We start from the raw sequence: 25,795 nt of genomic DNA, 5'->3' as shown, positions 1-25,795 counted from the left end.
GGCAGTTTGGAGCGCCTAGAATACTGTATGTTTATACAGTATTTGAGTGCGCCATGTCCCATGATGAAAACAATCAAGAGCAGGTGATGTTGCCGCCGCCCTCGCTCAAGGCGCAAAAAGGGCGTGGCGCGGTCTCCAATATACAGGGTCGTTACGAAGTGAACGCGCGCGAGGCCTACGACGACGGCTGGGAGCGCGAGGAAGAGGAGGCCACGCCGTGGAAAACACAGGTCACCGAGGAAATCTGCCGTTCTATCCTGAGCCGCAACGCCTCGCCGGATTTGCCGTTCAGCGTTTCGCTCAATCCGTATCGCGGCTGCGAGCATGGCTGTATCTACTGCTTTGCGCGGCCTACGCACAGCTATCTGGGGCTGTCGCCGGGCATGGACTTCGAGAGCAAAATCTTCGCCAAGATCAACGCGCCGGAGATGCTGCGGCGCGAGCTGGCCAAGCCGGGCTACGAGCCGCAATCGATCGCGCTGGGTGTCAATACCGACGCCTACCAGCCCTGCGAGCGCGAACTCAAGCTCACCCGCCGCGTGCTGGAAGTACTGCAGGAATGCCAGCATCCGGTGGGCCTGATCACCAAGTCATCGCTGATCGAACGCGACATCGACATCCTCGCGCCGATGGCAGCAAAACAGCAAGCCGGCGTGGCCATCACGCTGACCACCTTGGACCCGGCCATCGCCCGCACGCTGGAGCCGCGCGCCACGTCGCCCGCGCGCCGCCTGCGCACCATCCGTACGCTGACTGAGGCGGGCATTCCGGTGGCGGTCAGCATCGCGCCCATCATTCCGTTCGTCACCGAGCCGGAGATCGAGCGGATACTGGAAGCTGTGCATGAGGCCGGTGCACTGAGCGCGCACTACACCGTGCTGCGCCTGCCATGGGAAGTGGCGCCGCTGTTCAAGGAATGGCTGCAAGCGCACTTTCCCGAGCGCGCGCAGCGGGTGATGAATCGCGTGCGCGAAATGCGCGGCGGAAAAGACTACGACAGTGATTTCAGCACGCGTATGAAGGGCGAGGGCGTGTGGGCCGAGCTGATACGGCAGCGGGTGAAAATTGCCAGCGAGCGCTTAGGGCTGACGGGGCATGGCAGCCGCTTCCACCGCATGGACTGCTCGCAGTTCACCCGGCCGCTGGCGGTACCGCCGCTGGGCGCGCGCGCCAGGGCGGCAGCCGATGCGGGGCAGTTGGATTTATTTTAGCGCGGCCAGGTGGCGCTCAATCTCGAACACGTGCTGGTCGTGGCGGCCTAGCTCACGCAGGGCGGTGGCGAGGTGGTTAAGGTAATCGCTATTCGGCCCGCTCGGTCCGGTAGAGCGGGCGATATGGGCGGCGATTTCCTGTTCCGAGGCAGCGCCGAGGAAGGCGGTGTTGTCTGGCGTGGCGATGTAAACCAGGCCTTCGACCGCGTCGTTGTCTTCAAACACGATGGGAATGGCCAGCCGCAGGTAGCCATTCTTTTCGCGATGGTCAAGATGGGCGAACACTTCCGGCGTGATCAGGTAAGCCATGCCGTGGCAGATAGCCCCTTCTTGTTCGATCAGGGTGACCACGCGGCCCGGCGCTTCCGGCGTGCCGCGGTGGTCGTGTGAGCCTTGCCAGAAGCGCCGCGTCCAGCCGGCGATGCTGGCCGGGCGGCGTTGCAGGTAAGGGAAGTCCGCCTTGTAGATTAAGGAGCCGTAGCCAAACAGCCAAACGCTGGCTTGGCCGTCAAACTTGTCCATCTGTTGATTGATGGTGATGGTGTTCGCAGTCATGTGCTGCATTATAAAGCAGCGTTACCGCTAACATCAGGCTGCGCGTTGCGGTGCCAGTACTTGTTGTACATCGGCCAGGTCGCGCACCACGTCCACGCGGCTGACGCCGAGGTATTGGAAGGCGGCCGTGAGTTGCTGCTCGTGATTGCGCATCAGTTCTTCGCTGGCGCCGACGCCGGACACGCCGCAGCCGGAGGTGACCAGCAGCAGGCGTGCAGCGCGGCGCGGCTCACTGGCGGCGGTGCGTTGCAATTCCAGCAGGCGGTCCATCCATGCTTTCAGCGTCGATGGCACGGAGAAGTTGTGCATCGGTGCGCCCAGCACAATGACGTCGGCGTCGTGGAATTCCTGCAGCAGCGAGGCGCTTTGCAGTGCTTCGGCGCGCAGCTCGGCGTTCATCGGAATGCCGGCATCCCAGCGCTGGCTGATGGCTTGCAACAGTGGGCCGCTGGCGTGGGACAGCGGGGAGGCCGCAAGGTCGCGGTAGAGGACGGTAGCCTGGGCGTTCTCCGCCACCAGGGCGGCGATTGCAGCGGCAGTGGTCTGGCGCGAGGTGGCGTGGTCGCCCAAGGCGCAGGAGTCGATATGCAGAATGTTCATAAATAAAGGATACACAATACGAAAGCGCTTCCACAATGGATTAATGGCAACAATCTTTCCCTGTGTGAAAGAAATTGTAAAGCGGTTGATGTATTTCCTTAGCTTGTAGGCAAATTCCATTCATGCGACGCCACAAATTGGTGCAAAAATGCGACAAAACTCTCGGCTGCGGGAGACAGGGCGCGCACGCTGCGGGTATAGACGAAGAAACGCCGGGTCACTGCCGGGGCTTCCAGCGGCCGCATTTTCATGCCGTACAGCTGCACCATTTTCTCGGCGTAGGGCAGGCAGACGGTGATGCCCTGGCCGGCGTGCACCATCGCCAGCGCGGTGGTCATGAAGGTGACTTCGTTGTGCGGGCTGCGCGACAGCTCGCGGAACGACACGTGTACATCGCGCAGCAAACGCTCTGTGAACTGGCCTTGCAGCGAGATGAAAGGATAGCGGTTGACGTCGCTCCAGCTGATGCGCTTGCGTTTATCCAGTTCGTGGCCGTCCGGGTACACCACCACGAACGGCATTTCAAACAGCGGCTGCGCTTCGATTTCGGCGGTGGCGTCGCGCTCGGGACCAATGCCGAAATCGACCTCGCCGCTGAATACCCGGGCGGATACCTGCTCCAGCGGACAGTCGGTCAGCCGCACCTGCACCTCGGGGTGGCGGGCGCGGTAGGCGGCAATCACCTCCGGCAGCATGGTGCAGGAGAGCATCTGCGGCGCCGCCACCCGCACCGAGCCCTGCTTGAGCGCCTTGCGGCTGGCGATGTCGGCCATTGCGCGGTCGAGGTCGTGCAGCATCTTGTCGAACAGGGGCGTCAGTTCGCGGCCCAGTTCGGATAGCTGGGTCTTGCGCGTGGTACGCTCGACCACACGCATGCCCAATAGCTGTTCCAGCTCCTTGATCTGGCCGCTGAGGGCCGATTGCGTTACGTTCAGGTGGTCGGCGGCCAGCGTGAAGCTGCCGGTTTTGGCCAGCGCCACCAGGGCGCGCATTTGCTTCAGGCTGGGATTCATTGGAAATTCTGATAAATAAGAAGAAAAATACGATTTGTATGATATCTGAATCTGTCATTTAATGGCGCGATTAGTAGCAGAACCGAGTTGGAGACACCTATGAAAATCAAGCAAATACACCACGTCGCCTACCGCTGCAAAGACGCGAAAGAAACCGTCGAGTGGTATGTGAAACATCTGAACATGAACTTCGTGCTGGCTATCGCCGAAAACGAAGTGCCATCCACCAAGGCGCCGGACCCGTACATGCACGTGTTCCTGGACGCCGGTAACGGCAACGTACTGGCCTTCTTCGAACTGCCGACGCAAGCGCCGATGGACCGCGACCACAACACGCCCGCGTGGGTGCAGCACCTGGCAATGGAAGTGGCTAGCATGGACGAACTGCTGGCCGCCAAAGAGCGCCTGGTCGCCGGCGGCATCGACGTTATCGGCCCGGTCAACCACACCATCTTCAAGTCGATCTACTTCTTCGACCCGAACGGCCATCGTCTCGAACTGGCCTGCAACACCGGTACGCCGGAAATGATGCAGAAGCTGGACGACGTCAAATGGGAGATGCTGGAAGAATGGTCGCAAACCAAAAAAGCGCCCAAGCACGCAGCTTGGATGCATGGAGCGCCTTTGGAGGAAAACGCATGAAATTAGCGACCCTGAAAGACGGCAGCCGCGATGGCCGCCTGGTCGTCGTCAGCCGCGACCTGTCGCACTACCAGCACGTGCCGAAAATCTCGGCCACCATGCAGCACGCATTGGATAACTGGGATCTGGTCGCGCCGCGCCTTGAACAAATCTACGCCGCGCTGAACGCCGGCGATGCTGTCGACGCCAAACCGTTCGACCAGCAGTACTGCCACTCGCCGCTGCCGCGCGCCTATCAATGGGCCGACGGCTCGGCCTACATCAACCACGTGGAGCTGGTGCGCAAGGCGCGCAATGCCGACGTGCCGGCATCGTTCTACACCGACCCGCTGATGTATCAGGGCGGTTCCGATAGTTTTGTCGGCCCGCGCGATGCGATCTACGTGCTGACCGAAGACTGGGGCATCGACCTGGAAGCCGAAGTGGCAGTCATTACCGGCGACGTGCGCATGGGAGCCACGCCGGAAGAAGCGGCGAAGGCTATCCGCCTGGTCATGCTGGTCAACGACGTCTCGCTGCGCAACCTGATTCCGAACGAACTGGCGAAAGGCTTTGGCTTCTTCCAGTCCAAGCCTGCCAGTGCCTTCTCGCCGGTGGCCGTTACGCCGGATGAACTGGGCGCGCAGTGGGCCGACAGCAAAGTGCACCTGCCGCTGTTGGTGCAACTGAACCAGCAGCCGTTCGGCAAACCCAACGCCGGCGAAGATATGACCTTCAACTTCGCCCAACTGGTAGCGCATGCCGCCGCCACGCGCGAACTGGGTGCAGGCGCCATCATCGGCTCCGGCACCGTGTCGAACAAGCAGGGCAGCCTGCACGGATCGAGTATCGCCAACGGCGGCGTGGGCTACTGCTGCCTGGCCGAAGTGCGCATGTACGAAACCATTGAGAGCGGCAAACCGCAAACGCCATTCCTCAAGTTCGGCGACAGTGTGCGCATCGAGATGAACGACCAAAACGGCGCCAGCATCTTCGGCGTCATCGAGCAAACCGTCACGCACTACAAGGAGCGTGGCTGATGAAGCTCTACACCTACTTCCGCAGCTCCGCTGCGTATCGCGTGCGGATTGCGCTCAACCTGAAAGGCATCGCTTACGATGCCGTACCGGTGCACTTGCTGCGTAACGGCGGCGAGCAGCTGGCGGACGCCTACCGCGCCGTCAATCCGGCCAAGCTGCTGCCGGCGCTGGAAGATGATGGCAACGTGATCGGCCAGTCGCTGGCCATCATCGAGTATCTGGACGAGACGCACACGCAAGCGCCGCTGCTGCCGCAAGACCCGGCAGGCCGCGCCCGCGTGCGTGCGCTGGCGCTGAGCATCGCTGCCGATGCGCACCCGCTGGGCAACCTGCGCGTGCTGAAGTACCTGACCGGCCAGATCGGCGTGGCGGAAGAGGTGAAGCTGGGCTGGCAGCAGCACTGGCTGCGCAGTGGCCTGCAAACGCTGGAAGATTTGCTGGCCAACGATGCGCGCACTGGCCGCTACTGTCACGGCGACACGCCATCGCTGGCCGATTGCTGCCTGGTGCCGCAAGTGTTCAACGCCCAGCGCTTCAATGTCGATATGAGCGCCTATCCAACCGTGATGCGCATCCACGCGGCGTGCAGCGAGCTGCCGGCCTTCCAGCAGGCGCACCCGTCGCAGCAGCCGGACGCGGAATAAATCAGTAGCAGATCACGCGGTCGCGGCCTTGGTGTTTGGCTTGATAGAGCGCCTTGTCCGCCCGCGAGATGAGCGATGACGCACTGTCCATCGCCCCAGTCGGATCGGAGCAGGACACACCGATGCTGATGGTGAGCTGGATCTCATCGCCGTTGTCTCCCTGAATCCGCAGCGCGGCAATGTCGGTGCGCAGGCGCTCAGCTGCAGCGCGCGCGACATCGATTTCCGTCTCCGGCATCAGCAACACAAACTCTTCGCCGCCGAAGCGCGACGCCATGTCGATGCTGCGCATGCCGCTGGCCAGCGCGTGCGCCACCATCACCAGCGTGCGGTCGCCCGCTTCGTGGCCGTGGATATCGTTGACATGCTTGAAGTGATCGATATCCGCCATCAGCAGCGATAGCGGATGCTTGAAGCGCCGGCTGCGCTCCAGTTCCTTGTTGATCTGCTCCGTCATGCGGCGGCGGTTGCCGATGCCGGTCAGCGGGTCGGTCGTGGCTTGCTGTTCCAGCTTGGTGTTCGCCACCATCAGCTCCAGCGTGCGCTGCGTAACGCGTGCTTCCAATTGGTCGCGTTCCTCGTTCAGCGCGCACAAGGTCTGGCGGCGGCTGCGCAGCGACACCACCAGCGCCGAAATCAAAATCCCTTCCAGTACAATCAGCGTCAGGCCCGCCACAATCTGCCACAGGTACTGCTGTAGCACGCTTTGCGGCCGGTTCAGATACTGCGCCGCCGGCGGAATGTTCTGCAAGTGATAACGCTGCACCGCGCCGTAATCGAAGATGTAGCCAGGGATGCCGGCGATATCGGGCTGGCGTTGCAGCAGGATGTCGGCAATCGCGCCGCCGATGCGCTCCGCGCTGACCACGTAGCCGCCCACTACGCCGGGCACCACGATGGCTTCCCAGTTGGTGAAGATCGGCACCCGCGCGATCGACACCAGCTTGCGCACCGTGTCCACCGGCCGCCGGCGTTCGCCGGTGCGGTCATGATAAGTGGGCAGCAGGAAGATGGCGCTGCCTTCGTCCAGTTGCGCGACGGCGCGATACATCTCGTCGTAGCTCTGGTGTTCCCAGTATTCGAACGCCAGCTTGCCTTCATGCGCGCGGGCGGCGGTGCGCACGGCGCGCACCGATTCCTGTATGCGTTCGGTGCTGTCGCCAATCACCACCACGCGCTTCACGTTCGGCGCCACGCGCGGGATGATGCCGATAGTGAGCGCGTAATCGGCCTCGATCTGGTAGGCGATACCATCAGCGGGCGCCCAGGCCAGGCGAGAGTGGTTGACGTAGTGACGCGGCACGCCGGGGAATAAATCGGGGCGCTCGCTGAGAAAGCGCGCGGCCGTATAGTTTTCCGTGATGATGGCGTCGAATTTGACGCCGGCGTACTTGCTGCGCAGGTAGGGCTCCATCGCGGCCACGGCGGCGATATCGCCGATGCGCACCGCATCGAAGCGTTCTTCAAAAACGTTGGGAAGGGTGGTGACGTCCTGCCGCGCCAGTTCGGCCGACATGCCTTTGCGTAGCAGGGTTTGCCAGGCGGACGAAGCGTCCGAACCCAGCGAGTACAAGATCAGCACTTTGCGCTCGGCGGCCAGCGCCGCCTGCGCCGGCGCAACCAGCACCGCGCACAGCAGCATGCCACGCCAGAACCGGCGCAGCGACAGCGCAACGAATCGGTAATCCCAGGGCGGCATGGCTGGCGAGGATAAGCGAGATTTGCATTAAGGAAAGTCTAGCACGCTTCCCGGCGCAGGCTGTTGCCATACAGGCACAGCCGGTACAGACTATTTTTTTGGCCGCAGGGCCGCCTGGGCCAGTGTCTGCGCTGCTTCCAGCGCTTCGCCGCTGGCGATCATGCGGTCTGGCTGGACGCCGCTACCTTCCCAGTTGGCGCGGGTAAGCACATTGCTGGCGCGTGTGACCGCCACCGAGGTTTGCAACTGGCGCGACACGCGCTGCTTGGCGCCGATGCGGGCATCGCCCAAGGTCGGCGCGCCGACCACCACCGCACGCTTCACGTACTGCTGCAAATCGTAGGCGAACGCTTCGGCCGCACCGCTGGTGCGCTCGTTGACCAGCAAATAGAGAGGTTTCTTGCCGCCGAAGTGCTTGCCCGGCGCATCGGCGCTGGTCCAGTACTCGGCCACGATGTGGCCATCGCGGTCCAGCTGGTCATGCAGGTGGAGCTGCTTGTCCATGAAAATGTAGCTACGTTTGTCGGTCAGCACGTAGCTGGCCAGCAGCGCTGCCATTGCCTGGCCGTCGCCGTTGGCGTCGCGCAGGTCGATGATGAGCGCGGCGCAATCGGCCGCTTGCGACATGAACCTGGCTGCTGCCTCGCCGGCGCCCCGGTCCAGTGGCGCAAAGCGGCTGATTTGCAGGTAGCCGATGCCATCGCCGCGCGTTTCGAACTTGCCGAGGCCGTAGTTGTCGCCCGACTGTACCGGCGGCTGCGGGCGCTGGCGCTCGTCGCCCAGGTCGTAGGGTACGTATTCGAGATAAGTGTGCTTGTCGCCCATGACGGCGAGCACGTCGCGCGACACGCGCGTGGCTAGCGCACGTGCCGTGGTCTCGCGGTCATATTCACCGCGCCCCAGCCGCTGGCGGATGTCGTCGGCAGCCATCTTGGCGCGCGCCGCGTCCACGTGCTGGGCCGTCAGGCGGCGTGCATATTCGTTGATCACATGCGCGCGCGCCGGCGCATCCAGCGCCTCATCCAGCGCCTGCGCATGCAATTGCACCTGCGCGCCCACAGCGGCGGTGAAGGCGGCGGCGGCAATCCAGCGTTTCAAATCTTTCCCCATAAGTTACAATCTTACCTTTCCCCGAAAGCTTTTTCTGCAATGACGATCCCGAGCACGATTCTGGAGGCGCTGGAGCGCGCCGATGTTTCCTGGCGTCCACTGTTGGTCAAGGGCTTGGAAGCCATGATGGCCGCCACCCCGGATTACCTGCCGCAACTGGCGCAGGACCAATACCTGCCAACCGAGCAGCGCCTGTTTGCCGCGTTCGCATTGCCGCTCAATAAAGTGAAGTATGTACTAGTTGGCGAAGGTCCATATCCGCGAGCAGAGAGCGCCACTGGCGTCTGTTTCATGGATGGGGCTGTTGGCAGCCTATGGTCGTCGGAAGTAGGAGGCGGCCTGTCCAAACCGGTCAACAAGGCCACCTCGCTGCGCAACTTCATGAAAATGCTGCTCGTGGCCGATGGTCAGCTGCAGCTGGAAAACACCGCCGGCGAGGCGATGGCGGCGGTTTCGGCCAAGGCGCGCAGCGGCGTTAGCAGCCACATCCTGACCCTGGCGGACATGCAGAACAAGCTGACCGAACAGGGCTTCCTGCTGCTGAACGCCTCGCTGGTCTTCCGCAGCCACGTGCCGCCAGCGAAAGACGCGAAAGCCTGGCTGCCGTTCTTCGAAACCGTGATGGCAGGGCTGGCGGCGCAGGCCGCAACCGTGCCAACGATGGTGCTGTGGGGGAAAATCGCGGAATTGCTGGCCAAGTTGCCAGTGATGAAAGATTTCCCGCAGATCACTGCGGAACACCCTTATAACCTTAGTTTTATTGGTAATAAGGATATGCACCAGCTGTTCCAGCCTATGCAGCTGCTGAATGGCGCCTAGGTGGGCTGTCAGCAAGCTTTGTTAAAGTTTGGTATACTTGACTAATTCGATCAACTAATCAGGCTTTCTGATCAGCGAAAAGGTCGATATTTTAACTCAACCGAGGTAGTGATGCGTCTGACCACCAAAGGCCGTTTTGCTGTGACTGCGATGATCGATCTGGCTTTGCGCCAAGGCAAAGGTCCAGTCACGCTGTCCGGCATCAGCCAGCGTCAGGCGATTTCGCTGTCCTACCTGGAGCAGCTGTTTGGCAAGCTGCGCCGCCACGAGATCGTTGAATCGATCCGTGGCCCGGGCGGTGGCTACAGTCTGGCGCGCCGCGCCGACAAGGTCACCGTGGCTGACATCATCATCGCCGTGGATGAGCCGCTGGATGCGACCCAGTGCGGCGGCAAGGAAAACTGTCACGGCGCCGATGCGGCCAGTGGCGCGCGCTGCATGACCCACGAACTGTGGGCCACGCTGAATGAAAAGATGGTTGATTATCTGGATTCCGTATCGCTGCAGGATCTGGTCGATCAACAAAAGCAGAAGAACGCTGAACAGAGTGTTGTGGTCATGCCGCGCAACGGCAACCACGCCGCCCTGTAAGCCCTAACGGAGTAACCAGATGAACGCCCCAGAAAAAAACATCGCTGACGTGAAATTCCAGACCGCGCCGCACTTCCCGATCTACATGGACTACTCGGCCACCACGCCGATCGATCCGCGCGTCGCCGATGCGATGATTCCGTACCTGCGCGAGCAGTTCGGCAATCCGGCTTCGCGTAGCCATATGTACGGCTGGACCGCAGAAAAAGCGGTGGAAGAAGCGCGCGCCAACGTGGCAGCGCTGGTCAATGCCGACCCACGCGAAATCATCTGGACCTCGGGCGCCACCGAATCGAACAACCTGGCCATCAAGGGCGCAGCGCAGTTCTACAAAACCAAGGGTAAGCACATCATCACGGTCAAGACCGAGCACAAAGCCGTGCTGGATACCGTGCGTGAACTGGAACGCCAGGGCTTTGAAGCGACCTACCTGGAACCGCAGGACAATGGCCTGATCACCATCGAACAGCTGACCGCCGCCATCCGTCCGGACACCATCCTGATTTCGGTCATGCTGGTGAATAACGAGATCGGCGTGATCCAGCCGATCGACGAAATCGGCGCGCTGTGCCGCTCGAAAGGCATCATCTTCCACTGCGACGCTGCACAAGCCACCGGCAAGATCGTCATCGACCTGCAAAAAACCAAAGTCGATCTGATGACCTTCACCGCGCACAAAACCTACGGCCCGAAAGGCGTGGGCGCGCTGTACGTCTGCCGCAAACCGCGCGTGCGTATCGAAGCACAAATGCATGGCGGTGGCCACGAACGTGGCCTGCGTTCGGGCACGCTGCCAACCCACCAGATCGTCGGCATGGGCGAAGCGTTCCGCCTGGCGAAAGTGGAAATGGACACCGAAGTCGCCCGCATTAAAGCGCTGCGCGACCGTCTGGCCAAAGGCCTGCAAGAAATCGAAGAGACCTACATCAACGGCGACATGGACCACCGTGTGCCGCACAACCTGAACGTGAGCTTCAATTACGTTGAGGGCGAATCGCTGATCATGGCAGTGAAAGACCTGGCGGTATCGTCGGGCTCCGCTTGCACTTCGGCTTCGCTGGAACCATCGTACGTGCTGCGCGCCCTGGGCCGCAGCGACGAACTGGCGCACAGCTCGATCCGTTTCACCATCGGCCGCTTCACCACCGAAGCCGATATCGACTTCGCGATCGATCTGATGAAGTCCAAGGTTAACAAACTGCGTGAACTGTCGCCGCTGTGGGATATGTTCAAAGAAGGTATCGACATCAGCTCGATCCAATGGGCAGCCCACTAATACTGAATAAATAGGAGCATCAAAATGGCTTACTCGGAAAAAGTACTGGACCACTACGAAAACCCACGTAACGTCGGCGCGTTTGAAAAAGGCGACGACAGCGTGGGCACCGGCATGGTCGGCGCGCCAGCTTGCGGCGACGTGATGAAGCTGCAAATCAAAGTGGGCGCGGATGGCGTGATCGAAGACGCTAAATTCAAAACCTACGGCTGCGGTTCGGCGATTGCATCGAGCTCGCTGGTGACCGAATGGGTCAAGGGCAAAACCCTGGACCAGGCACTGGCCATCAAGAACACCCAGATCGCAGAAGAGCTGGCGCTGCCGCCAGTGAAAATCCACTGCTCGATCCTGGCGGAAGACGCCATCAAGGCAGCTGTTCTGGACTACCAGACCAAGCACGCAGCGTAATTACACGTCGCCCCGGTGCATACCGGGGCGCGGGAGAATCAAATGGCAATCACCCTGACCGAAAAAGCAGCGAAACACATCAACCGCTACATCGAGCGCCGCGGCAAGGGCATCGGTTTGCGTTTTGGCGTGCGCACCACCGGCTGCTCGGGCATGGCCTACAAGCTGGAATACGTCGACGACGTGACCGATGAGGACAGCGTGTTCGAATCGCACGGCGTCAAAGTGTTCGTTGATCCGAAAAGCCTGCCGTACATCGACGGCACGGAACTGGACTTCGCGCGCGAAGGCCTGAACGAAGGTTTCAAGTTCAACAACCCGAACGAGAAAGACAATTGCGGTTGCGGTGAAAGCTTCCGCGTCTGACACGTCATGCAGAATCACTTTGAACTCTTCAACCTGCCCAAGCAGTTTGCCGTCGACGCGGATGCGCTGAACAGCGCCTACCGCGACGTGCAAAGCCGCGTCCATCCCGACAAATTCGTGAATGCCACCGACGCCGAAAAGCGCGTCGCCATGCAGTGGGCCACCCGCGCCAACGAAGCCTACCAGACCCTGAAAAATCCGCAGAAGCGCGCGCAGTACCTGTGCGAGCTGCATGGCGTCGATTTGCAGACCGAGTCGAATACGGCAATGCCGATGGCCTTCCTGATGCAGCAGATGGAGTGGCGCGAAGAGCTGGGCGACGCCCGTGCCGCCAAGGATAGCGACGCGCTGGAGTCGCTGGACGAGCAGCTGCGCAAAGCCCGCAAGCAGCAGCTGGCGCAGATCGAACAGCAACTCAACGCCAATGATTTCCAGGCCGCCGCCCAAGGCGTGCGCGCACTGATGTTCCTCGAAAAATTCGGCGAAGAAGTCCGCTTCGCCTTTGAAGCAATCGAAGCTTGATACGCTGGCGCCCGCGCTGGCGCCGCTGCAAGTTCTATAAAAACTACAGGTCCCGTCTCATGGCACTTCTGCAAATTTCCGAACCAGGCATGTCCACCGCACCGCACCAGCATCGTCTGGCGGTGGGGATTGATTTGGGCACCACCAATTCGCTGGTGGCGACTGTGCGCAACAGCATTCCAGAAGTGCTGAACGACGAAGACGGCCGCGCGCTGCTGCCGTCCGTGGTGCGCTACCTGCCTAACGGTCACGCCAACATTGGCTACAAGGCGCAGGCTGCGCAGACTACCGATCCAAAGAACACCATCGTGTCCGTGAAGCGTTTCATGGGCCGTGGTTTGGCTGATATCGCGTACGCGGAAAACCTGCCCTACCAGTTCCTCGATACGCCGGGCATGGTCCAGCTGAAAACTGTCGCCGGCGTGAAAAGCCCGGTGGAAGTGTCGGCACAGATCCTGGCTACGCTGCGCCAGCGCGCGGAAGATTCGCTGGGCGACGATCTGGTTGGCGCGGTCATCACCGTGCCAGCGTACTTCGACGACGCGCAGCGTCAAGCGACCAAGGACGCGGCCCAACTGGCCGGCCTGAACGTGCTGCGCCTGCTGAGCGAGCCGACTGCAGCGGCTATCGCTTACGGTCTGGATAACGCGTCGGAAGGCGTGTATGCGGTTTACGATCTGGGCGGCGGCACTTTCGATATCTCGATCCTGAAACTGAGCAAAGGCGTGTTTGAAGTGTTGGCCACTGGCGGCGATTCCGCGCTGGGCGGCGACGACTTCGATCACCGCCTGTTCTGCCACATCCATCAGGAAGAAAAGCTGGCGCCGCTGTCGGATGAAGATACCGCCGTGCTGATGGTGAAAGCGCGCGAAGCCAAGGAACTGCTGTCCACCAAGTCCGAAGTGACTGTGGATGCTGCGCTGAAGTCGGGCGAACAAGTCCACATCACCATCACCGCCGAGAAGTTCCAGGAGATCACCAAGCACCTGATCGAGAAGACCATGAAGGCCATCAAGAAAGCGCTGCGCGACGCCAATGTCGATGCGGACGACGTTGATGGCGTGGTCATGGTCGGCGGCGCGACGCGCATGCCGCACGTGCACCGCGCGGTGAGCGAATACTTCCACACCACGCCGCACGCGAATATCGATCCGGACAAAGTGGTAGCGCTGGGCGCGGCGATTCAGGCGAATCTGCTGGCCGGTAACCGCGCAGCTGGCGATGACTGGCTGCTGCTGGACGTGATCCCGCTGTCGCTGGGCATTGAGACCATGGGCGGCCTGGTAGAGAAAATCATCCCGCGCAATTCGACCATTCCTTGCGCCCGCGCGCAGGAATTCACCACCTTCAAGGATGGCCAGACCGCGCTGGCAGTGCACGTGCTGCAAGGCGAGCGTGAACTGGTGGCCGATTGCCGTTCGCTGGCACGCTTTGAACTGCGCGGCATTCCGCCGATGGCGGCTGGTGCGGCGCGTATCCGCATCACCTACCAAGTCGATGCTGACGGCCTGCTGTCCGTATCGGCACGCGAGCTGCGTTCGGGCGTGGAAGCCTCCATCACCGTCAAGCCATCCTATGGCCTGGGCGATGATGATGTAGCGCGCATGCTGATGGATTCGCACTCGTCGGCCGCAGCCGACATGCAAGCGCGCGCGCTGCGTGAAGAGCAGGTGGAAGCAGAACGCATCCTGCTGGCGACCCAAGCGGCGCTGGACGAAGATGCATCGCTGCTGTCGGACGAAGAGCGCGTAGAGGTCGAGGCGCTGATCGTCAAGACGCGCGAGATTGTCGCCCAATCGCAGACTGGCGCAGTGGATCATCAAGCAGTGAAGGCGGCAGTCGAAGCGCTGGCTCACGGCACCGAAGAATTTGCATCGCGCCGCATGGATCGCAGCGTGCGCAGTGCACTGGCGGGCAAGGCGCTCGACCAGGTCGTTTAAATAAACATAGAGCTCAATATGCCACAAATCGTATTCCTCCCTCACGCAAAACTGTGCCCGGATGGCGCCGTTGTTGAAGCCCAAGCCGGCAAAACCCTGTGCGACGTCATGCTGGAAAATGACATCCACATCGAGCACGCGTGCGAAAAATCCTGCGCTTGCACCACCTGCCACGTGCTGGTGCGCGAGGGCTTCAATTCGCTGAGCGAAGCCAGCGAAACCGAAGAAGACCTGCTGGATAAAGCCTGGGGCCTGGAAGCCGTGTCGCGCCTGTCGTGCCAGGCCGTGGTGGCGGATCAAGACATGGTTGTCGAAATTCCGAAGTACACCATCAATCACGCTAGCGAAGGCGGCCACTGATATGAAATGGACTGACATCACCGCGATTGCGGAAGCGCTGTACGACAAGTATCCGGACACCGATCCGCTTACCATCCGCTTCACCGATCTGCACAACTGGATCGTCGACCTCGAAGAGTTTGACGACGACCACACGCGCGGCGGTGAGAAAGTCCTTGAAGCAGTTCAGCAGGCGTGGATCGATGAAGCAAAATAAGCAAACCGCGAAGATCGGCGCCACCGTCACCAGCGCCGACAACATGCCGGAAATCCGTGAAGGCCAGACCGTAGCGCTGCTACAGGAACTGCACATCCTCACGCGCGACGGCAAGATGAACCAGGATAGCCGCCGCAAGCTGAAACAGGTCTATCACCTGTACCAGTTCATCGAGCCGCTGCTGAAAGAAGTGCTGGCGTCGAAAGAGAACGTCACGCTGGTGGATCACGGTGCGGGTAAGTCCTACCTCGGTTTCATCATCTACGACTTGTTCTTCAAGGCGCTGCAGGCTTCGCACATCTACGGCATCGAGACGCGCGAAGAGCTGGTGGCGCGTTCGCAGGAGCTAGCGCAGAAATTCAACTTCCCCGGCATGTCCTTCTTGCCGCTGTCGGTGGCCGAGTCCACCGAATCGAAGCTGCTGCCTGAGCAGATCGATGTCGTCACCGCGCTCCACGCCTGTAATACGGCGACCGATGACGCCATCCAGTTCGCGCTGAAGAAAAAGGCCAAGCACATCGTGCTGGTGCCGTGCTGCCAGGCCGAAGTAGCTTCGGTCCTGAAGAAAAACAAAGGCCAGTCGCTGGGCAAATCCGCGCTGACTGAAATCTGGCGCCACCCGATTCACACGCGTGAATTCGGCAGCCAGATCACCAACGTGCTGCGTTGCCTGCAACTGGAAGCGCATGGCTACAACGTCACCGTGACAGAGCTGGTAGGCTGGGAGCACTCGATGAAGAATGAACTCATCATCGCAACCTACAAAAACCTGCCGCGCAAGCGTCCGGCCGAGCGCTTGAAAGAAGTGCTGGAGACTGTGGGCCTGCAAGAGATGAATACCCGTTTCTTCGCTGACGAAGAGGTGGCGTAATGGAATGGCTCGACCTGCGTAGCGACACTGTCACGCGCCCAAGCGCCGCCATGCGCGCGGCCATGAATGTCGCGGAAGTCGGCGATGATGTCTATGGCGACGACCCGACCGTCAATCGCCTGCAAGAATATGCAGCCGATTTGTTTGGCTTTGAAGACGCGTTGTTTGCGCCGTCCGGTACGCAGAGCAATTTGCTTGCGCTGCTGGCGCACTGCGGCCGTGGCGATGAATACCTGGTTGGCCAGGAAGCACACACCTACCGCTACGAAGGCGGTGGCGCTGCGGTGCTGGGCAGTATTCAACCGCAGCCGATCATCAATCAGGCCGACGGCAGTATCGCGCTGGCCGATATCGAGTCCTACATCAAGCCGGATGATTTCCACTTCGCGCGCACCAAGTTGCTCGCATTGGAGAACACCATCAACGGCCGCGTACTGCCACTCGATTACGTGCAGCAGGCGACCACGCTGGCGCATGGTCGTGGTCTGTCCACGCACCTCGACGGCGCGCGCGTTTGCAATGCCGCGGTCAAGCTGGGTGTCAGCCCGCGTGATATCACGCGCGGCTTCGACTCCGTGTCCGTCTGCTTGTCCAAAGGCCTCGGCGCGCCGGTTGGCTCGGTCCTGTTGGGCACCAAGCCGCTGATCAAGGAAGCCAAGCGTTGGCGCAAGATGCTGGGCGGCGGTATGCGCCAGGCCGGCGTGATTGCTGCCGGTGGCTTGTACGCGCTGGAGCACAACATCCCGCGCTTGCAGGAAGACCACGACAACGCCGCTTACTTCGCCGGCGAGTTGGCGAAAATGAAGGGTCTGAAAGTCAGCACGCCGCAGACCAACATCTTCTACGTCGACATTCCGCAATTCGTCATGCAGGGCTTGGGCGATGTGCTGGAACTGACTCACATCCGCGTCTCAATGTCGCAGCGCCTGCGCATCGTCACGCACATGGATGCCAAGCGCGATGACATCGATCGCGCCATTACCGTGTTTGGAGACTTCTTTGGATAATGATGACAACAGCATTCGCCTGAACAAGCGCGTAGCCGAAGAACGGGGCTGCTCGCGCCGTGAGGCCGAGTTATACATCGAGGGTGGCTTTGTCAGCGTCGATGGCAAGGTCGTGGAAGAGGTGGGCGCACGCGTCGCACCGGAACAAAAAATCACCATCGCCGACGACGCCACGCTGCTGGAAATCACGCCAGTCACCATCCTGCTGCACAAGCCTGCGGGCGCGGCGCAGCCGCTGCACCTGCTGAACGTGGAAACGCTGACCCGCACCGTGCCGGGCAAGCGCTTCCTCAAGCGTCACATCACGGGGCAGGAGCAGATGGCACCGCTGGATGCGAAAGCCAGTGGCCTGGTCGTGTTCACGCAGGACTTCCGCGTCAACCGCAAGTTGAGCGATGAAGCAGTGGAGCAGGAAATTATCGTTGAAGTCTCCGGCAACATCATTGAGGATGGACTGCGCCAGCTAAACACCATCAACGGCAAGGTAAGCTGGCAAAACGAAACGCGCCTGCGCTTCGCCATGAAGAACGCCAAGCTAGGCCTGATCGAAAAGCTGTGCAAGGAAGTGGGATTGAAAGTGGTGAGCATGAAGCGCATCCGCGTGGGACGCATCTCCATGTCCAGCCTTCCTGCAGGCGAATGGCGCTACCTGCAGGATTACGAGAGGTTCTAACTACTTTCCAACCTGTGACAGGATGAAGGCATAAGTATCCGCCGCCTCTGCATCCTGTTGCGCCAGCGTCGAGCCCATACCGTGGCCGGCGTCAAAGTCCACTCGCAACAACACAGGCTTGCCGCTGGTAGTCGCCGCTTGCAGGCGCGCTGCCATCTTCGCCGGATGGAACGGTGCCACGCGCGGATCGGTCACGCCGGTGGTCAGCAAGATCGCCGGATACTTCGTGCCATCCACCACTTGCTGGTAGCTGTCGATGCTCTTCAGCGCCTTGAAGCCCGCCGGATCTGCAATCGCGCCCCACTCAGGTTCTTCACCATAGCCGTTTTGCTCCGCCACGTAGCGCAGCGGATTGTGCCAGCCCACGCCCGACACTACGGCTGCAAACAGGTCCGGACGCTCTTCCAGCGCACGGCCCATCGTGATGCCACCGGCCGAACGTCCGCCAATCGCTTGATAGGCGGGCGAGGTGTAGCCCTTGGCCTGCATGTCTTCGCACACGGCAATCAGATCGCGCCAGGTGTTTGGCTTGTTTTCCAGCTGGCCGGCGCGATGCCACTCGCGGCCAAATTCGCCGCCGCCGCGCACATTGGCGTAGCCGATAACGGCGCCTTGATCCACCAGTGCCAGCGTGCGGCCCGCAAACACCGGCATGTAAGCCGCTGCGCCATAGCTGCCGTAGGCCGAGATGAAGGCCGGGTTTTTACCATCGAGCTTCAGGCCTTTTTTGTAAATCAAAGTGTACGGAATTTGCGTGCCGTCTTTGGCGGTGGCGAAGCGGCGCTCCGTGGTGTAGGCGCTGACGTCAATCGGCGGCTTGGGTGTGATGCCAGTGTCGGCCAGCTTGCCGTTCGCATCCAGCGACCAGATGCCGGTCGGCTGCAGCCAGCCGGTGAGGATGAGCATCGCGCCCGGCGCATTGCCATCGGTGTCGATGGCGCGCATGGTGCCGTCGAAGGGCAGGGCGACGTTGGCCACTTTGCCGTCCGCGCCAAGGCGCAGCAGCTTGTTGATGCCACCGTCCAGCGCGCGGATGTACAAGCCGTCCTTGGCGCGCGTAACGCCTTGCAGCACCAGCGCGGATTCCGGCGCCACTTCCTGCGCGCTCACCAGCGACGGCGTCGACGCCGAGGTTTTCAGCAGGCGGCCGCGCGGGTGCTGGCGATAGGACAGCAGGTAGAGCTCATCGCCATGCAGATTGAAGTCGGTTACCTCGTCGGCGAAGGTAGTGGCCTGCTTCCACTGCGCCTTGCCGCGCAAGACGTCTTGCAGCGGTGCGGTGTAGAGCCGCTTCTCTTCGCGCACATCGGCTAGCAGCAGCACGGCGGTCTTCGATTGCGCAGAGGCGACGATCAGCGGCATCTGGATTTTCTCGTACTGGACGGCGGCGTCCTGGCCACGTTTCATCAGCACTGGGTCTTTGGCCGGATCGGCGCCCAGCTTGTGGAAGCGCGCTTGCGCATCAAGGTAGCGCTCCGGCGTGTTCACTTTGCCGGTGAGCTGGTTGTAGAAGAAGCCGGAGCTATCGGCCAGCCAGCTTGGGCTGGCGCCTTGCGTGTCGGGGATGCGCTCTTTCAGCACCGCGCCGCTGCGCACGTCCATGATGTGCAGCACCGAGTCTTCGCTGCCGTCTTTCGACAGGCCGTACACCAACTTGCTGCCATCAGGCGAGGCGCGCCACCAGTCCAGCGAGACGTGGCTGGTTTTGGTATCGAGCTTGGTGGGATCGACCAGTACGCGGTCCTTGCCGGCTTCGCGGACGAACAGTTTGAAGTTGTTGGCACCGACAGGGCGCTGCAGGTAGAACAGGCGCGTGCCGGCCTTTTGCAGATCGCTCGCATTTGCCATGTCGCCGGACAGTTGCTGGATGCGCCTGAAGAGTTCATCGCGCTTGGGCAGTTGATCCAGCACGGCGCGCGTGTGGGCGCTTTGCTGCTTGAGGAAGGGCAGCCAGTCCGGATCTTTGTCGTTCTCCATCCAGCGGTAGCGGTCGACGATGGCTTCGCCGAAGTAGGTGTCGGTGACGGGTTCGACGCGGGCGACGGGCGCGGGAGGGATATCGGCAGCGGCTGCTGCGTTGGCGATCAGCGCAAACAGCGCGCCGTAGATGACAGGTTTCATTTCGGTCCCTTCAAGGCAGAAAAGACTATTCTGCCACGAAAGGTTGCGAAATTTACACCTTCTTTTTCTTTTCCTGCGGCGGCAGCTGTACCAGGCGGGTGCCAGCCAGTTTATCGTGCAGGAATTGGCGGTCTTTGTTGAAGAAGGCGGTCAGCGACCACAGCAGAATGCCGGCGAAGACGGCGCCTAGCGCCTGCCAGCGATGCAGGTCCAACGCTAGCGCGACGAGCAGCGCCGGCAGAATCCACATCCAGCTCAACAGATAGCGCACAGCGGCCGCGCGCGGCGACACGCCCCCGCCATGCGCGCCCAGCAGCTTCATGCGCCAGGTTTTCATGGCCAGCGTCTGGCCGTCGCGGCTCCACTGGTGGATGAAGTAGAAGCCCAGCACCAGGAAGGCCAGCGCCTGCCGCATGTGCTCGATCAGCGGCGTGTGGCTGGCCCGCGTGACCACTTCAAAAATCAAAAACGGCAGGAATAGCACGGCAAAGCCGAGCAGTGATTCGTACACCATCGAAATCAGGCGTCGCTTGATGGTCGGGTTATTTGACATCGGTCGGGGCAGGTTGCGCCGGCGGTACCGGCGTCACGTTGGAGGCGTTCGGCAGCGGATCGGCAGCAGCTGGGGCGGGCGCAGCAGGCGCCAGCGGTGACGCCACCGGCGTCGCCACGCCCGGCGATGCAGTCGGCGCGGCTGGCTTGATCGGCGCCACCGTCTGCTGCTTGGCTTGCGCCGGCGTCGGCAGATTGGCGACCTGTTTTTTGGTGGCTGGTTTAGCCGCCAGTTCCTTCTTCTGTTCTTCCGGCAGCTGCTGGTAGGATTCCCACGAAGTCGATTTCTGCGTCGGGTTCAGCTTTTGCGCGCGGGCGTAGGCCTGGCGCACCTGGCGGCGTTCTTCCGGCGTCATGCGCACCCATTCGCGCATGCGCTCTTGCACGCGTACCTGCTCGTCCGGATTCATCTTGGCGTAGCGCTTGGCGATGCCCAGCCATTTCTGCTTGCGCACCGCTTCCATCTGGTCCCACTCGCCGGCGAGCGGCTCCAGCGCCTGCTGCTGCGCAGGCGACAAGTTTTTCCAGAGGATTTTTTCAGGCGCGTTGGCGGTGTTCTTGCCTTGCACGGCAGCCAACGGCGCCTGCGCCAGTGCCGGCGCGTCGGGCCGATTGGCGACCCAGGCTGCGCCCGCTGCTGCGACCACTATCACCGCTGCTCCTGCGCCCAGTTTGGCGCGACCGCTCCATGCCATACGCTTACTCGCTTTGCGACAGATAGGCGTTGAAGCCGTGGTCCAGATAGGCGTTCAGCGGCAGCTCGTCCGACAGCACGGCAGCATCGATTTCCGCCAAATCGGCAATGCGCTCCTGCTGTTCGTACTGGTAGATGCCGATCATGCCGATCACCAGTGCCAGCGCCGGCACCGCCATGCTCACGCGGCCCAGCCAGCTGAACTGCGAGAAGAAGCCACTGATGCCGCCGCCCGCAACCGCCAGTTCGGCCTTGGTCACGCGCACGCTCATTGGCTGCTCCACATGCGCTTTCTTGCGCGCGAGCGCGATCTGGCGCGCCTTGGCCAGGCGGTCGGTGGTCGAAGCCGGCAGGTCATCCAGCTTTTCATTGAGCGCGTGGCGCACTTTGTGAGCGAAATTCAGGTCGTCGGTGTTCATAATTTAATTCCCTTGGCTGCCAGCGCCTCGGCCAGCGCATGTGTTGCTCGTGAACAATGCGTTTTAACGCTGCCTTCTGAGCAGCCCATCGCCTCGGCCGTTTCGGCCACGTCCATATCCTGCCAATAACGCATGAGGAAGGCTTCGCGTTGACGCGCCGGTAGCTTTTGTACTTCGGCATCGATAATCGCCAGCGTTTGCTGCCGTTCGACCTGGTCGGCGCTTGATTCACCGGCTTCGCCATCCTGAACAGCATACGATTCGAGTATATCAAAGTCCTCATGCTCGTCGCCCGAGGGACCCATGCTGGAAAACAGGCTGACCCAGGTGTTGCGCACCTTTTCACGGCGGAAGTAGTCGAGGATCGTGGTTTGCAGGATGCGCTGAAATAGCATCGGCAGCTCGGCAGCCGGCTTGTCGCCGTATTTTTCGGCGAGTTTGATCATCGCGTCCTGCACGATATCTAAAGCAGATTCGTCTTTGCGTACTGCGTAGACGGCTTGCTTGAAGGCCCGGCGTTCGACGTTTTCGAGGAAGTCGGATAATTCTTTGTCTGTGGCCATGCGTCGGGATGTTTTGAACTGTGGCGCATGCTAGCAAAAAACCTCGTGTTTTGCATGGTTTTACCTCAAAAACGACCATTTTCCAAATTAGCTCTTGCTGAAAGTGTTGGCCCGGTGTACCGTATGGGACGCTTTGAACAACCCCGAAGCTCTATGGTCTGGTCGCAGCAGGCACACAACGCCGCAAACGACACGACGCGCTTTCTTATGTAGGCAGTTTGCTCTCGCCCGTACCACAAGTACGAGAGGTACGCATAACCACTACGGAAAACCCGGCCAAACGAGAGTTTGCGCTAGCGCCGCTTTGCACGTCACTACGGTTGACGGAAGAGGTAGTGCGACCGCATAAATAAAGGGAGTCCGGGCAGAACTGTAGCGGTAGGTGTACTTCGTTAGGACAGAGCATCCAATCAATCTCCTATGGACCTTGAAAGGAATGTTTCATGAATACCGAAGCATCTTCACAAAGCAATAATCAACTGACTGGCGCGGAAATACTGGTGCGCTGCTTGGCCGAAGAGGGCGTTGAACACGTCTTTGGCTATCCGGGCGGAGCCGTACTGTATATCTACGACGCCATCTTCAAGCAAGACAAATTCCAACACGTTCTGGTACGCCATGAGCAGGCTGCGGTCCACGCTGCCGATGCATACTCGCGCTCGTCGAACAAGGTCGGTGTTGCGCTGGTGACGTCCGGTCCGGGTGTTACCAATGCAGTGACTGGTCTGTCCACCGCGTACATGGATTCCATCCCGATGGTCGTGATCTCCGGCCAGGTGCCGAGCCATGCAATCGGCCAGGATGCGTTCCAGGAATGCGACACGGTCGGTATTACCCGTCCGGTGGTCAAGCACAACTTCCTCGTCAAGGACGTCAAGGACTTGGCTGAGACCGTCAAGAAAGCCTTCTTCATCGCCCGTACCGGCCGTCCAGGCCCAGTGCTGGTGGATATTCCGAAGGATATCTCGATGCACAAAACGACGTACTCGTACCCTAAAGAGGTCGAGATGCGTTCGTACAAGCCGGTAGACAAAGGCCACTCCGGCCAGATCCGCAAGGCAGTCCAACTGCTGTTGCAAGCCGAACGTCCGATGATTTACACCGGCGGCGGCGTGATCCTGGCCAATGCGGCGCCGGAACTGAACAAGCTGGTCGACAAACTTGGCTTCCCGGTCACCAACACGCTGATGGGCCTGGGCGCGTATCGCGCCAGCGACGAGAAATTCGTCGGCATGCCAGGCATGCACGGGACCTACGAAGCCAATATGGCGATGCAGAACTGCGACGTGCTGATCGCTATCGGCGCGCGTTTCGATGACCGCGTGATCGGCAATCCGAAACACTTCGCCTCCAACCCGCGCAAGATCATCCACGTGGACATCGATCCGTCGTCGATCTCCAAGCGCGTGAAGGTCGACATTCCTATCGTCGGCAACGTGAAAGACGTGCTGATCGAATTCCTGGCCCAGCTGGATGCGGCCGATGCCAAGCCGAACGCGCCTGCGCTCAAGGACTGGTGGAAACAGATCAACGAATGGCGCGGTAAGGACTGCCTGAGCTTCGCCACCTCGGATCTGGTGATCAAGCCACAATCCGTGGTGCAGAAACTGTGGGAAGTGACCAAAGGCGACGCCTTCATCACCTCCGACGTGGGCCAGCACCAGATGTGGGCTGCGCAGTACTACCCGTTCGACAAGCCTAAGCGCTGGGTCAACTCGGGCGGTCTGGGCACCATGGGCGTGGGCCTGCCGTACGCCATGGGCGTGCAGATGGCGAATCCTGACGCAACGGTGGCCTGCATCACCGGCGAAGGTTCGATCCAGATGTGCATCCAGGAACTGGCAACCTGCAAACAGTACCACCTGACGCCGAAGATCATCATGCTGAACAACCGCTTCCTGGGCATGGTTCGCCAGTGGCAGCAGATCGACTACGGTTCGCGCTACTCCGAGTCCTACATGGATTCGCTGCCGAACTTCGAGAAGCTGGCCGAGGCTTATGGCCACGTCGGCATGCGCATTGAAAAACCGGGTGACGTAGATGGCGCGCTGCGCGATGCCTTCGCCATGAAAGACAAGCTGGTCTTCATGAACTTCATTACCGATCAATCGGAAAACGTCTGGCCGATGGTGAAAGCTGGCAAGGGTCTGTCCGAAATGCTGCTGGGTTCGGAGGATCTTTAATATGCGACACATTATCTCTGTATTGCTGGAAAACGAAGCCGGCGCGCTGTCCCGCGTGGTGGGCCTGTTCTCGGCGCGCGGCTACAACATCGAAACGCTGACCGTGGCGCCGACCGAAGATGCGACGCTGTCGCGGATGACGATTGTCACCACCGGTTCGGATGACATCATCGAGCAGATCACCAAGCACCTGAATCGCCTGATCGAGGTGGTGAAGGTGGTGGACCTGACCGAAGGCCAGCACATCGAACGCGAACTGATGCTGATTAAAGTGCGCGCGGTGGGCAAGGAACGTGAAGAGATGAAGCGCACCGCTGACATCTTCCGCGGCCGCATCATCGACGTTACCGAAAAGAGCTACACGATTGAACTGACCGGCGCCAAGAGCAAGCTCGACGCGTTTATCGATTCGATCGACCGCGCCTCGATTCTCGAGACGGTACGTACCGGCGGTTCCGGCATCGGACGCGGCGAACGCATCCTCAAAGTATAAGCAGTACCAGTATAAGCAGTACTTCAACTGAAACGAATTTACTAGGAATGAACATGAAAGTTTTCTACGACAAAGACGCTGACCTCTCCCTGATCAAAGGCAAAAACGTAGCCATCATCGGTTACGGCTCGCAGGGCCACGCGCACGCACAAAACCTGAGCGACTCCGGCGTCAACGTGACCGTTGGCCTGCGCAAAGGCGGCGCTTCGTGGCAGAAGGTTGAGAAAGCCGGCCTGAAAGTGGCGGAAGTGAACGACGCAGTGAAAGCGGCTGACGTTGTCATGATCCTGCTGCCGGACGAGAACATCGCCCAGGTCTACAACGAAAACATCGCACCGAACGCCAAGCAAGGCGCGGTACTGGCCTTCGCCCACGGCTTCAACGTGCACTACGGTCAAGTTGTGCCACGTGCTGACCTGGACGTGATCATGGTTGCACCGAAAGCCCCAGGCCACACCGTGCGCGCTACCTACACCCAGGGCGGCGGCGTGCCACACCTGATCGCTGTGTACCAGGACAAATCCGGCATCGCCCGTGACATCGCCCTGTCGTACGCATCGGCCAATGGCGGCGGCAAAGCCGGCATCATCGAAACCAACTTCCGTGAAGAAACCGAGACCGACCTGTTCGGCGAACAAGCGGTTCTGTGCGGTGGCGCGGTTGAGCTGATCAAAGCTGGTTTCGAAACCCTGACCGAAGCTGGCTATGCTCCGGAAATGGCGTACTTCGAGTGCCTGCACGAACTGAAGCTGATCGTTGACCTGATCTACGAAGGCGGCATCGCCAACATGAACTACTCGATCTCGAACAACGCCGAATACGGCGAGTACGTGACCGGCCCACGTGTTGTGACCGAAGACACCAAGAACGCCATGCGTCAGTGCCTGAAAGACATCCAGACCGGTGAATACGCTAAATCATTCATCCTGGAAAACAAAGCTGGCGCACCGACCCTGATCTCGCGTCGCCGCCTGACCGCAGAGCACCCGATCGAAGAAGTCGGCGCCAAACTGCGCGCCATGATGCCTTGGATCGCCAAAAACAAAATGGTTGACCAGTCGAAGAACTAAGCAGTTTCTTCTTCACGCAAAAGCCGGCATATGCCGGCTTTTTTATTTGCGAGGGGGGTGTCCCTATGTACTTCGTCAAGCAGTTGCGAGAGGTGCAGGGCAATAAAGTGTCCCGTCTCGCATCATGGCGTACATCACGTCGCAGCGCCGCCTTGCGAGAGCGATCAGTGCTTGGTTG

The 25,795-nt window shown here is 60.6% G+C and carries 29 protein-coding genes; 19 read left to right on the top strand and 10 right to left on the bottom strand.

All coding sequences use genetic code 11. The features are described from left to right. Positions 1–53 precede the first annotated feature (53 nt). Positions 54–1,211, top strand: coding sequence for a PA0069 family radical SAM protein (locus GTP46_RS21815; protein ID WP_161008738.1), 1,158 nt, complete (start codon positions 54–56; stop codon positions 1,209–1,211). On the opposite strand, the gene GTP46_RS21810 is transcribed toward GTP46_RS21815, so the two are convergent. The 3 genes from GTP46_RS21810 to GTP46_RS21800 all read right to left on the bottom strand — a co-directional run bounded on the left by GTP46_RS21810 (position 1,203) and on the right by GTP46_RS21800 (position 3,379). Further along, a complete protein-coding gene (locus tag GTP46_RS21810; RefSeq protein WP_161008737.1) occupies positions 1,203–1,766 on the bottom strand; it encodes a gamma-glutamylcyclotransferase in 564 nt (187 codons plus the stop codon). The two genes, GTP46_RS21815 and GTP46_RS21810, sit on opposite strands and share 9 nt — an antisense overlap. Positions 1,767–1,799: 33 nt before the next feature. Beyond that, the gene (locus tag GTP46_RS21805; RefSeq protein WP_161008736.1) at positions 1,800–2,366 is read right to left on the bottom strand and encodes an NAD(P)H-dependent oxidoreductase; all 567 of its coding nucleotides are present in this window, start codon (positions 2,364–2,366) and stop codon (positions 1,800–1,802) included. Between the two features lie 98 nt (positions 2,367–2,464). Continuing rightward, the gene (locus tag GTP46_RS21800; RefSeq protein ID WP_161008735.1) at positions 2,465–3,379 is read right to left on the bottom strand and encodes a LysR family transcriptional regulator; all 915 of its coding nucleotides are present in this window, start codon (positions 3,377–3,379) and stop codon (positions 2,465–2,467) included. A gap of 99 nt (positions 3,380–3,478) precedes the next feature. On the opposite strand from GTP46_RS21800, the gene GTP46_RS21795 reads away from it, so the two are divergent. From GTP46_RS21795 to maiA, 3 genes are read left to right on the top strand one after another with little or no spacing between them, the layout of a single operon-like run. Then, positions 3,479–4,021: a VOC family protein gene (locus tag GTP46_RS21795; protein ID WP_161008734.1), complete on the top strand. Its 543-nt coding sequence runs from the start codon at positions 3,479–3,481 to the stop codon at positions 4,019–4,021. Then, positions 4,018–5,040, top strand: a complete 1,023-nt coding sequence (locus tag GTP46_RS21790; RefSeq protein WP_161008733.1) for a fumarylacetoacetate hydrolase family protein — start codon at positions 4,018–4,020, stop codon at positions 5,038–5,040. The genes GTP46_RS21795 and GTP46_RS21790 overlap by 4 nt, the downstream gene beginning before the upstream one ends. Then, complete coding sequence (gene maiA / locus GTP46_RS21785) at positions 5,040–5,684, top strand: maleylacetoacetate isomerase (RefSeq protein ID WP_161008732.1); 645 nt, start codon at positions 5,040–5,042, stop codon at positions 5,682–5,684. The genes GTP46_RS21790 and maiA overlap by 1 nt, the downstream gene beginning before the upstream one ends. A 1-nt stretch (position 5,685) precedes the next feature. Here maiA and GTP46_RS21780 read toward each other — a convergent pair whose 3' ends face one another. Next, the gene (locus tag GTP46_RS21780; protein WP_161008731.1) at positions 5,686–7,383 is read right to left on the bottom strand and encodes a GGDEF domain-containing protein; all 1,698 of its coding nucleotides are present in this window, start codon (positions 7,381–7,383) and stop codon (positions 5,686–5,688) included. Positions 7,384–7,473: 90 nt separating this feature from the next. Further along, complete coding sequence (locus GTP46_RS21775; RefSeq protein ID WP_161008730.1) at positions 7,474–8,481, bottom strand: S41 family peptidase; 1,008 nt, start codon at positions 8,479–8,481, stop codon at positions 7,474–7,476. A 51-nt stretch (positions 8,482–8,532) separates the two neighbouring features. Here GTP46_RS21775 and GTP46_RS21770 point away from each other — a divergent pair, with 51 nt between their 5' ends. The 12 genes from GTP46_RS21770 (at position 8,533) to GTP46_RS21715 (ending at position 17,522) form a co-directional block, all read left to right on the top strand. Further along, positions 8,533–9,312, top strand: a complete 780-nt coding sequence (locus tag GTP46_RS21770; protein WP_161008729.1) for a uracil-DNA glycosylase family protein — start codon at positions 8,533–8,535, stop codon at positions 9,310–9,312. Positions 9,313–9,423: 111 nt separating this feature from the next. Continuing rightward, the gene (gene iscR, locus GTP46_RS21765; protein ID WP_161008728.1) at positions 9,424–9,903 is read left to right on the top strand and encodes a Fe-S cluster assembly transcriptional regulator IscR; all 480 of its coding nucleotides are present in this window, start codon (positions 9,424–9,426) and stop codon (positions 9,901–9,903) included. 19 nt (positions 9,904–9,922) lie between these two features. Next, positions 9,923–11,179: an IscS subfamily cysteine desulfurase gene (locus GTP46_RS21760; RefSeq protein ID WP_161008727.1), complete on the top strand. Its 1,257-nt coding sequence runs from the start codon at positions 9,923–9,925 to the stop codon at positions 11,177–11,179. Between the two features lie 24 nt (positions 11,180–11,203). Next, complete coding sequence (iscU, locus tag GTP46_RS21755; RefSeq protein ID WP_092273495.1) at positions 11,204–11,587, top strand: Fe-S cluster assembly scaffold IscU; 384 nt, start codon at positions 11,204–11,206, stop codon at positions 11,585–11,587. A gap of 42 nt (positions 11,588–11,629) precedes the next feature. After that, positions 11,630–11,953, top strand: coding sequence for an iron-sulfur cluster assembly protein IscA (iscA, locus tag GTP46_RS21750; protein WP_161008726.1), 324 nt, complete (start codon positions 11,630–11,632; stop codon positions 11,951–11,953). 6 nt (positions 11,954–11,959) lie between these two features. Next, positions 11,960–12,475: a Fe-S protein assembly co-chaperone HscB gene (gene hscB, locus GTP46_RS21745; RefSeq protein WP_161008725.1), complete on the top strand. Its 516-nt coding sequence runs from the start codon at positions 11,960–11,962 to the stop codon at positions 12,473–12,475. A 59-nt stretch (positions 12,476–12,534) separates the two neighbouring features. Next, entirely contained in the window at positions 12,535–14,415 is a 1,881-nt protein-coding gene (gene hscA, locus GTP46_RS21740) for a Fe-S protein assembly chaperone HscA (RefSeq protein ID WP_161008724.1), read from the top strand. A gap of 18 nt (positions 14,416–14,433) precedes the next feature. Further along, positions 14,434–14,775, top strand: coding sequence for an ISC system 2Fe-2S type ferredoxin (gene fdx, locus GTP46_RS21735; protein WP_161008723.1), 342 nt, complete (start codon positions 14,434–14,436; stop codon positions 14,773–14,775). A 1-nt stretch (position 14,776) separates the two neighbouring features. Beyond that, complete coding sequence (iscX, locus tag GTP46_RS21730; RefSeq protein ID WP_161008722.1) at positions 14,777–14,971, top strand: Fe-S cluster assembly protein IscX; 195 nt, start codon at positions 14,777–14,779, stop codon at positions 14,969–14,971. Beyond that, positions 14,958–15,842 (top strand): class I SAM-dependent methyltransferase, encoded by an 885-nt coding sequence (locus GTP46_RS21725; protein WP_161008721.1) that lies wholly within the window; start codon positions 14,958–14,960, stop codon positions 15,840–15,842. The genes iscX and GTP46_RS21725 overlap by 14 nt, the downstream gene beginning before the upstream one ends. Beyond that, positions 15,842–16,849, top strand: a complete 1,008-nt coding sequence (gene ltaE / locus GTP46_RS21720; RefSeq protein WP_161008720.1) for a low-specificity L-threonine aldolase — start codon at positions 15,842–15,844, stop codon at positions 16,847–16,849. Before GTP46_RS21725 ends, ltaE begins: the two co-directional genes overlap by 1 nt. Continuing rightward, positions 16,803–17,522 carry an RNA pseudouridine synthase gene (locus GTP46_RS21715; protein WP_161008719.1) on the top strand — a complete coding sequence of 240 codons (720 nt, stop codon included), beginning with the start codon at positions 16,803–16,805 and terminating at the stop codon, positions 17,520–17,522. The genes ltaE and GTP46_RS21715 overlap by 47 nt, the downstream gene beginning before the upstream one ends. Here the strand turns inward: GTP46_RS21715 and GTP46_RS21710 are convergent, their stop codons facing one another. The 5 genes from GTP46_RS21710 to GTP46_RS21690 are packed head-to-tail and all read right to left on the bottom strand — an operon-like array spanning position 17,523 to position 21,871. Beyond that, entirely contained in the window at positions 17,523–19,643 is a 2,121-nt protein-coding gene (locus GTP46_RS21710) for a prolyl oligopeptidase family serine peptidase (RefSeq protein WP_161008718.1), read from the bottom strand. It lies immediately after the preceding gene. Positions 19,644–19,695: 52 nt separating this feature from the next. After that, positions 19,696–20,196 carry an RDD family protein gene (locus tag GTP46_RS21705; protein ID WP_161008717.1) on the bottom strand — a complete coding sequence of 167 codons (501 nt, stop codon included), beginning with the start codon at positions 20,194–20,196 and terminating at the stop codon, positions 19,696–19,698. Further along, complete coding sequence (locus GTP46_RS21700; protein ID WP_161008716.1) at positions 20,186–20,890, bottom strand: DUF3106 domain-containing protein; 705 nt, start codon at positions 20,888–20,890, stop codon at positions 20,186–20,188. Before GTP46_RS21700 ends, GTP46_RS21705 begins: the two co-directional genes overlap by 11 nt. Positions 20,891–20,894: 4 nt before the next feature. After that, a complete protein-coding gene (locus GTP46_RS21695) occupies positions 20,895–21,308 on the bottom strand; it encodes a DUF3619 family protein (protein WP_161008715.1) in 414 nt (137 codons plus the stop codon). Then, positions 21,305–21,871, bottom strand: a complete 567-nt coding sequence (locus GTP46_RS21690) for an RNA polymerase sigma factor (RefSeq protein WP_161008714.1) — start codon at positions 21,869–21,871, stop codon at positions 21,305–21,307. The genes GTP46_RS21695 and GTP46_RS21690 overlap by 4 nt, the downstream gene beginning before the upstream one ends. 443 nt (positions 21,872–22,314) lie before the next feature. On the opposite strand from GTP46_RS21690, the gene GTP46_RS21685 reads away from it, so the two are divergent. The 3 genes from GTP46_RS21685 to ilvC are packed head-to-tail and all read left to right on the top strand — an operon-like array spanning position 22,315 to position 25,617. After that, positions 22,315–24,054: an acetolactate synthase 3 catalytic subunit gene (locus GTP46_RS21685; RefSeq protein ID WP_161008713.1), complete on the top strand. Its 1,740-nt coding sequence runs from the start codon at positions 22,315–22,317 to the stop codon at positions 24,052–24,054. A gap of 1 nt (position 24,055) precedes the next feature. Continuing rightward, on the top strand, positions 24,056–24,547 hold the full coding sequence (ilvN, locus tag GTP46_RS21680) for an acetolactate synthase small subunit (RefSeq protein WP_092273446.1): 492 nt from the start codon (positions 24,056–24,058) through the stop codon (positions 24,545–24,547). A 53-nt stretch (positions 24,548–24,600) separates the two neighbouring features. Continuing rightward, a complete protein-coding gene (gene ilvC / locus GTP46_RS21675) occupies positions 24,601–25,617 on the top strand; it encodes a ketol-acid reductoisomerase (protein ID WP_161008712.1) in 1,017 nt (338 codons plus the stop codon). The last annotated feature ends 178 nt before the right edge of the window (positions 25,618–25,795 follow it).

This window comes from Duganella flavida, from assembly GCF_009857445.1.
Classification (GTDB): Bacteria; Pseudomonadota; Gammaproteobacteria; order Burkholderiales; family Burkholderiaceae_D; genus Rugamonas; species Rugamonas flavida.
The sequence above is the reverse complement of the archived record's forward strand: the minus strand, read 5'-3'. Positions and strand labels throughout refer to the sequence as shown.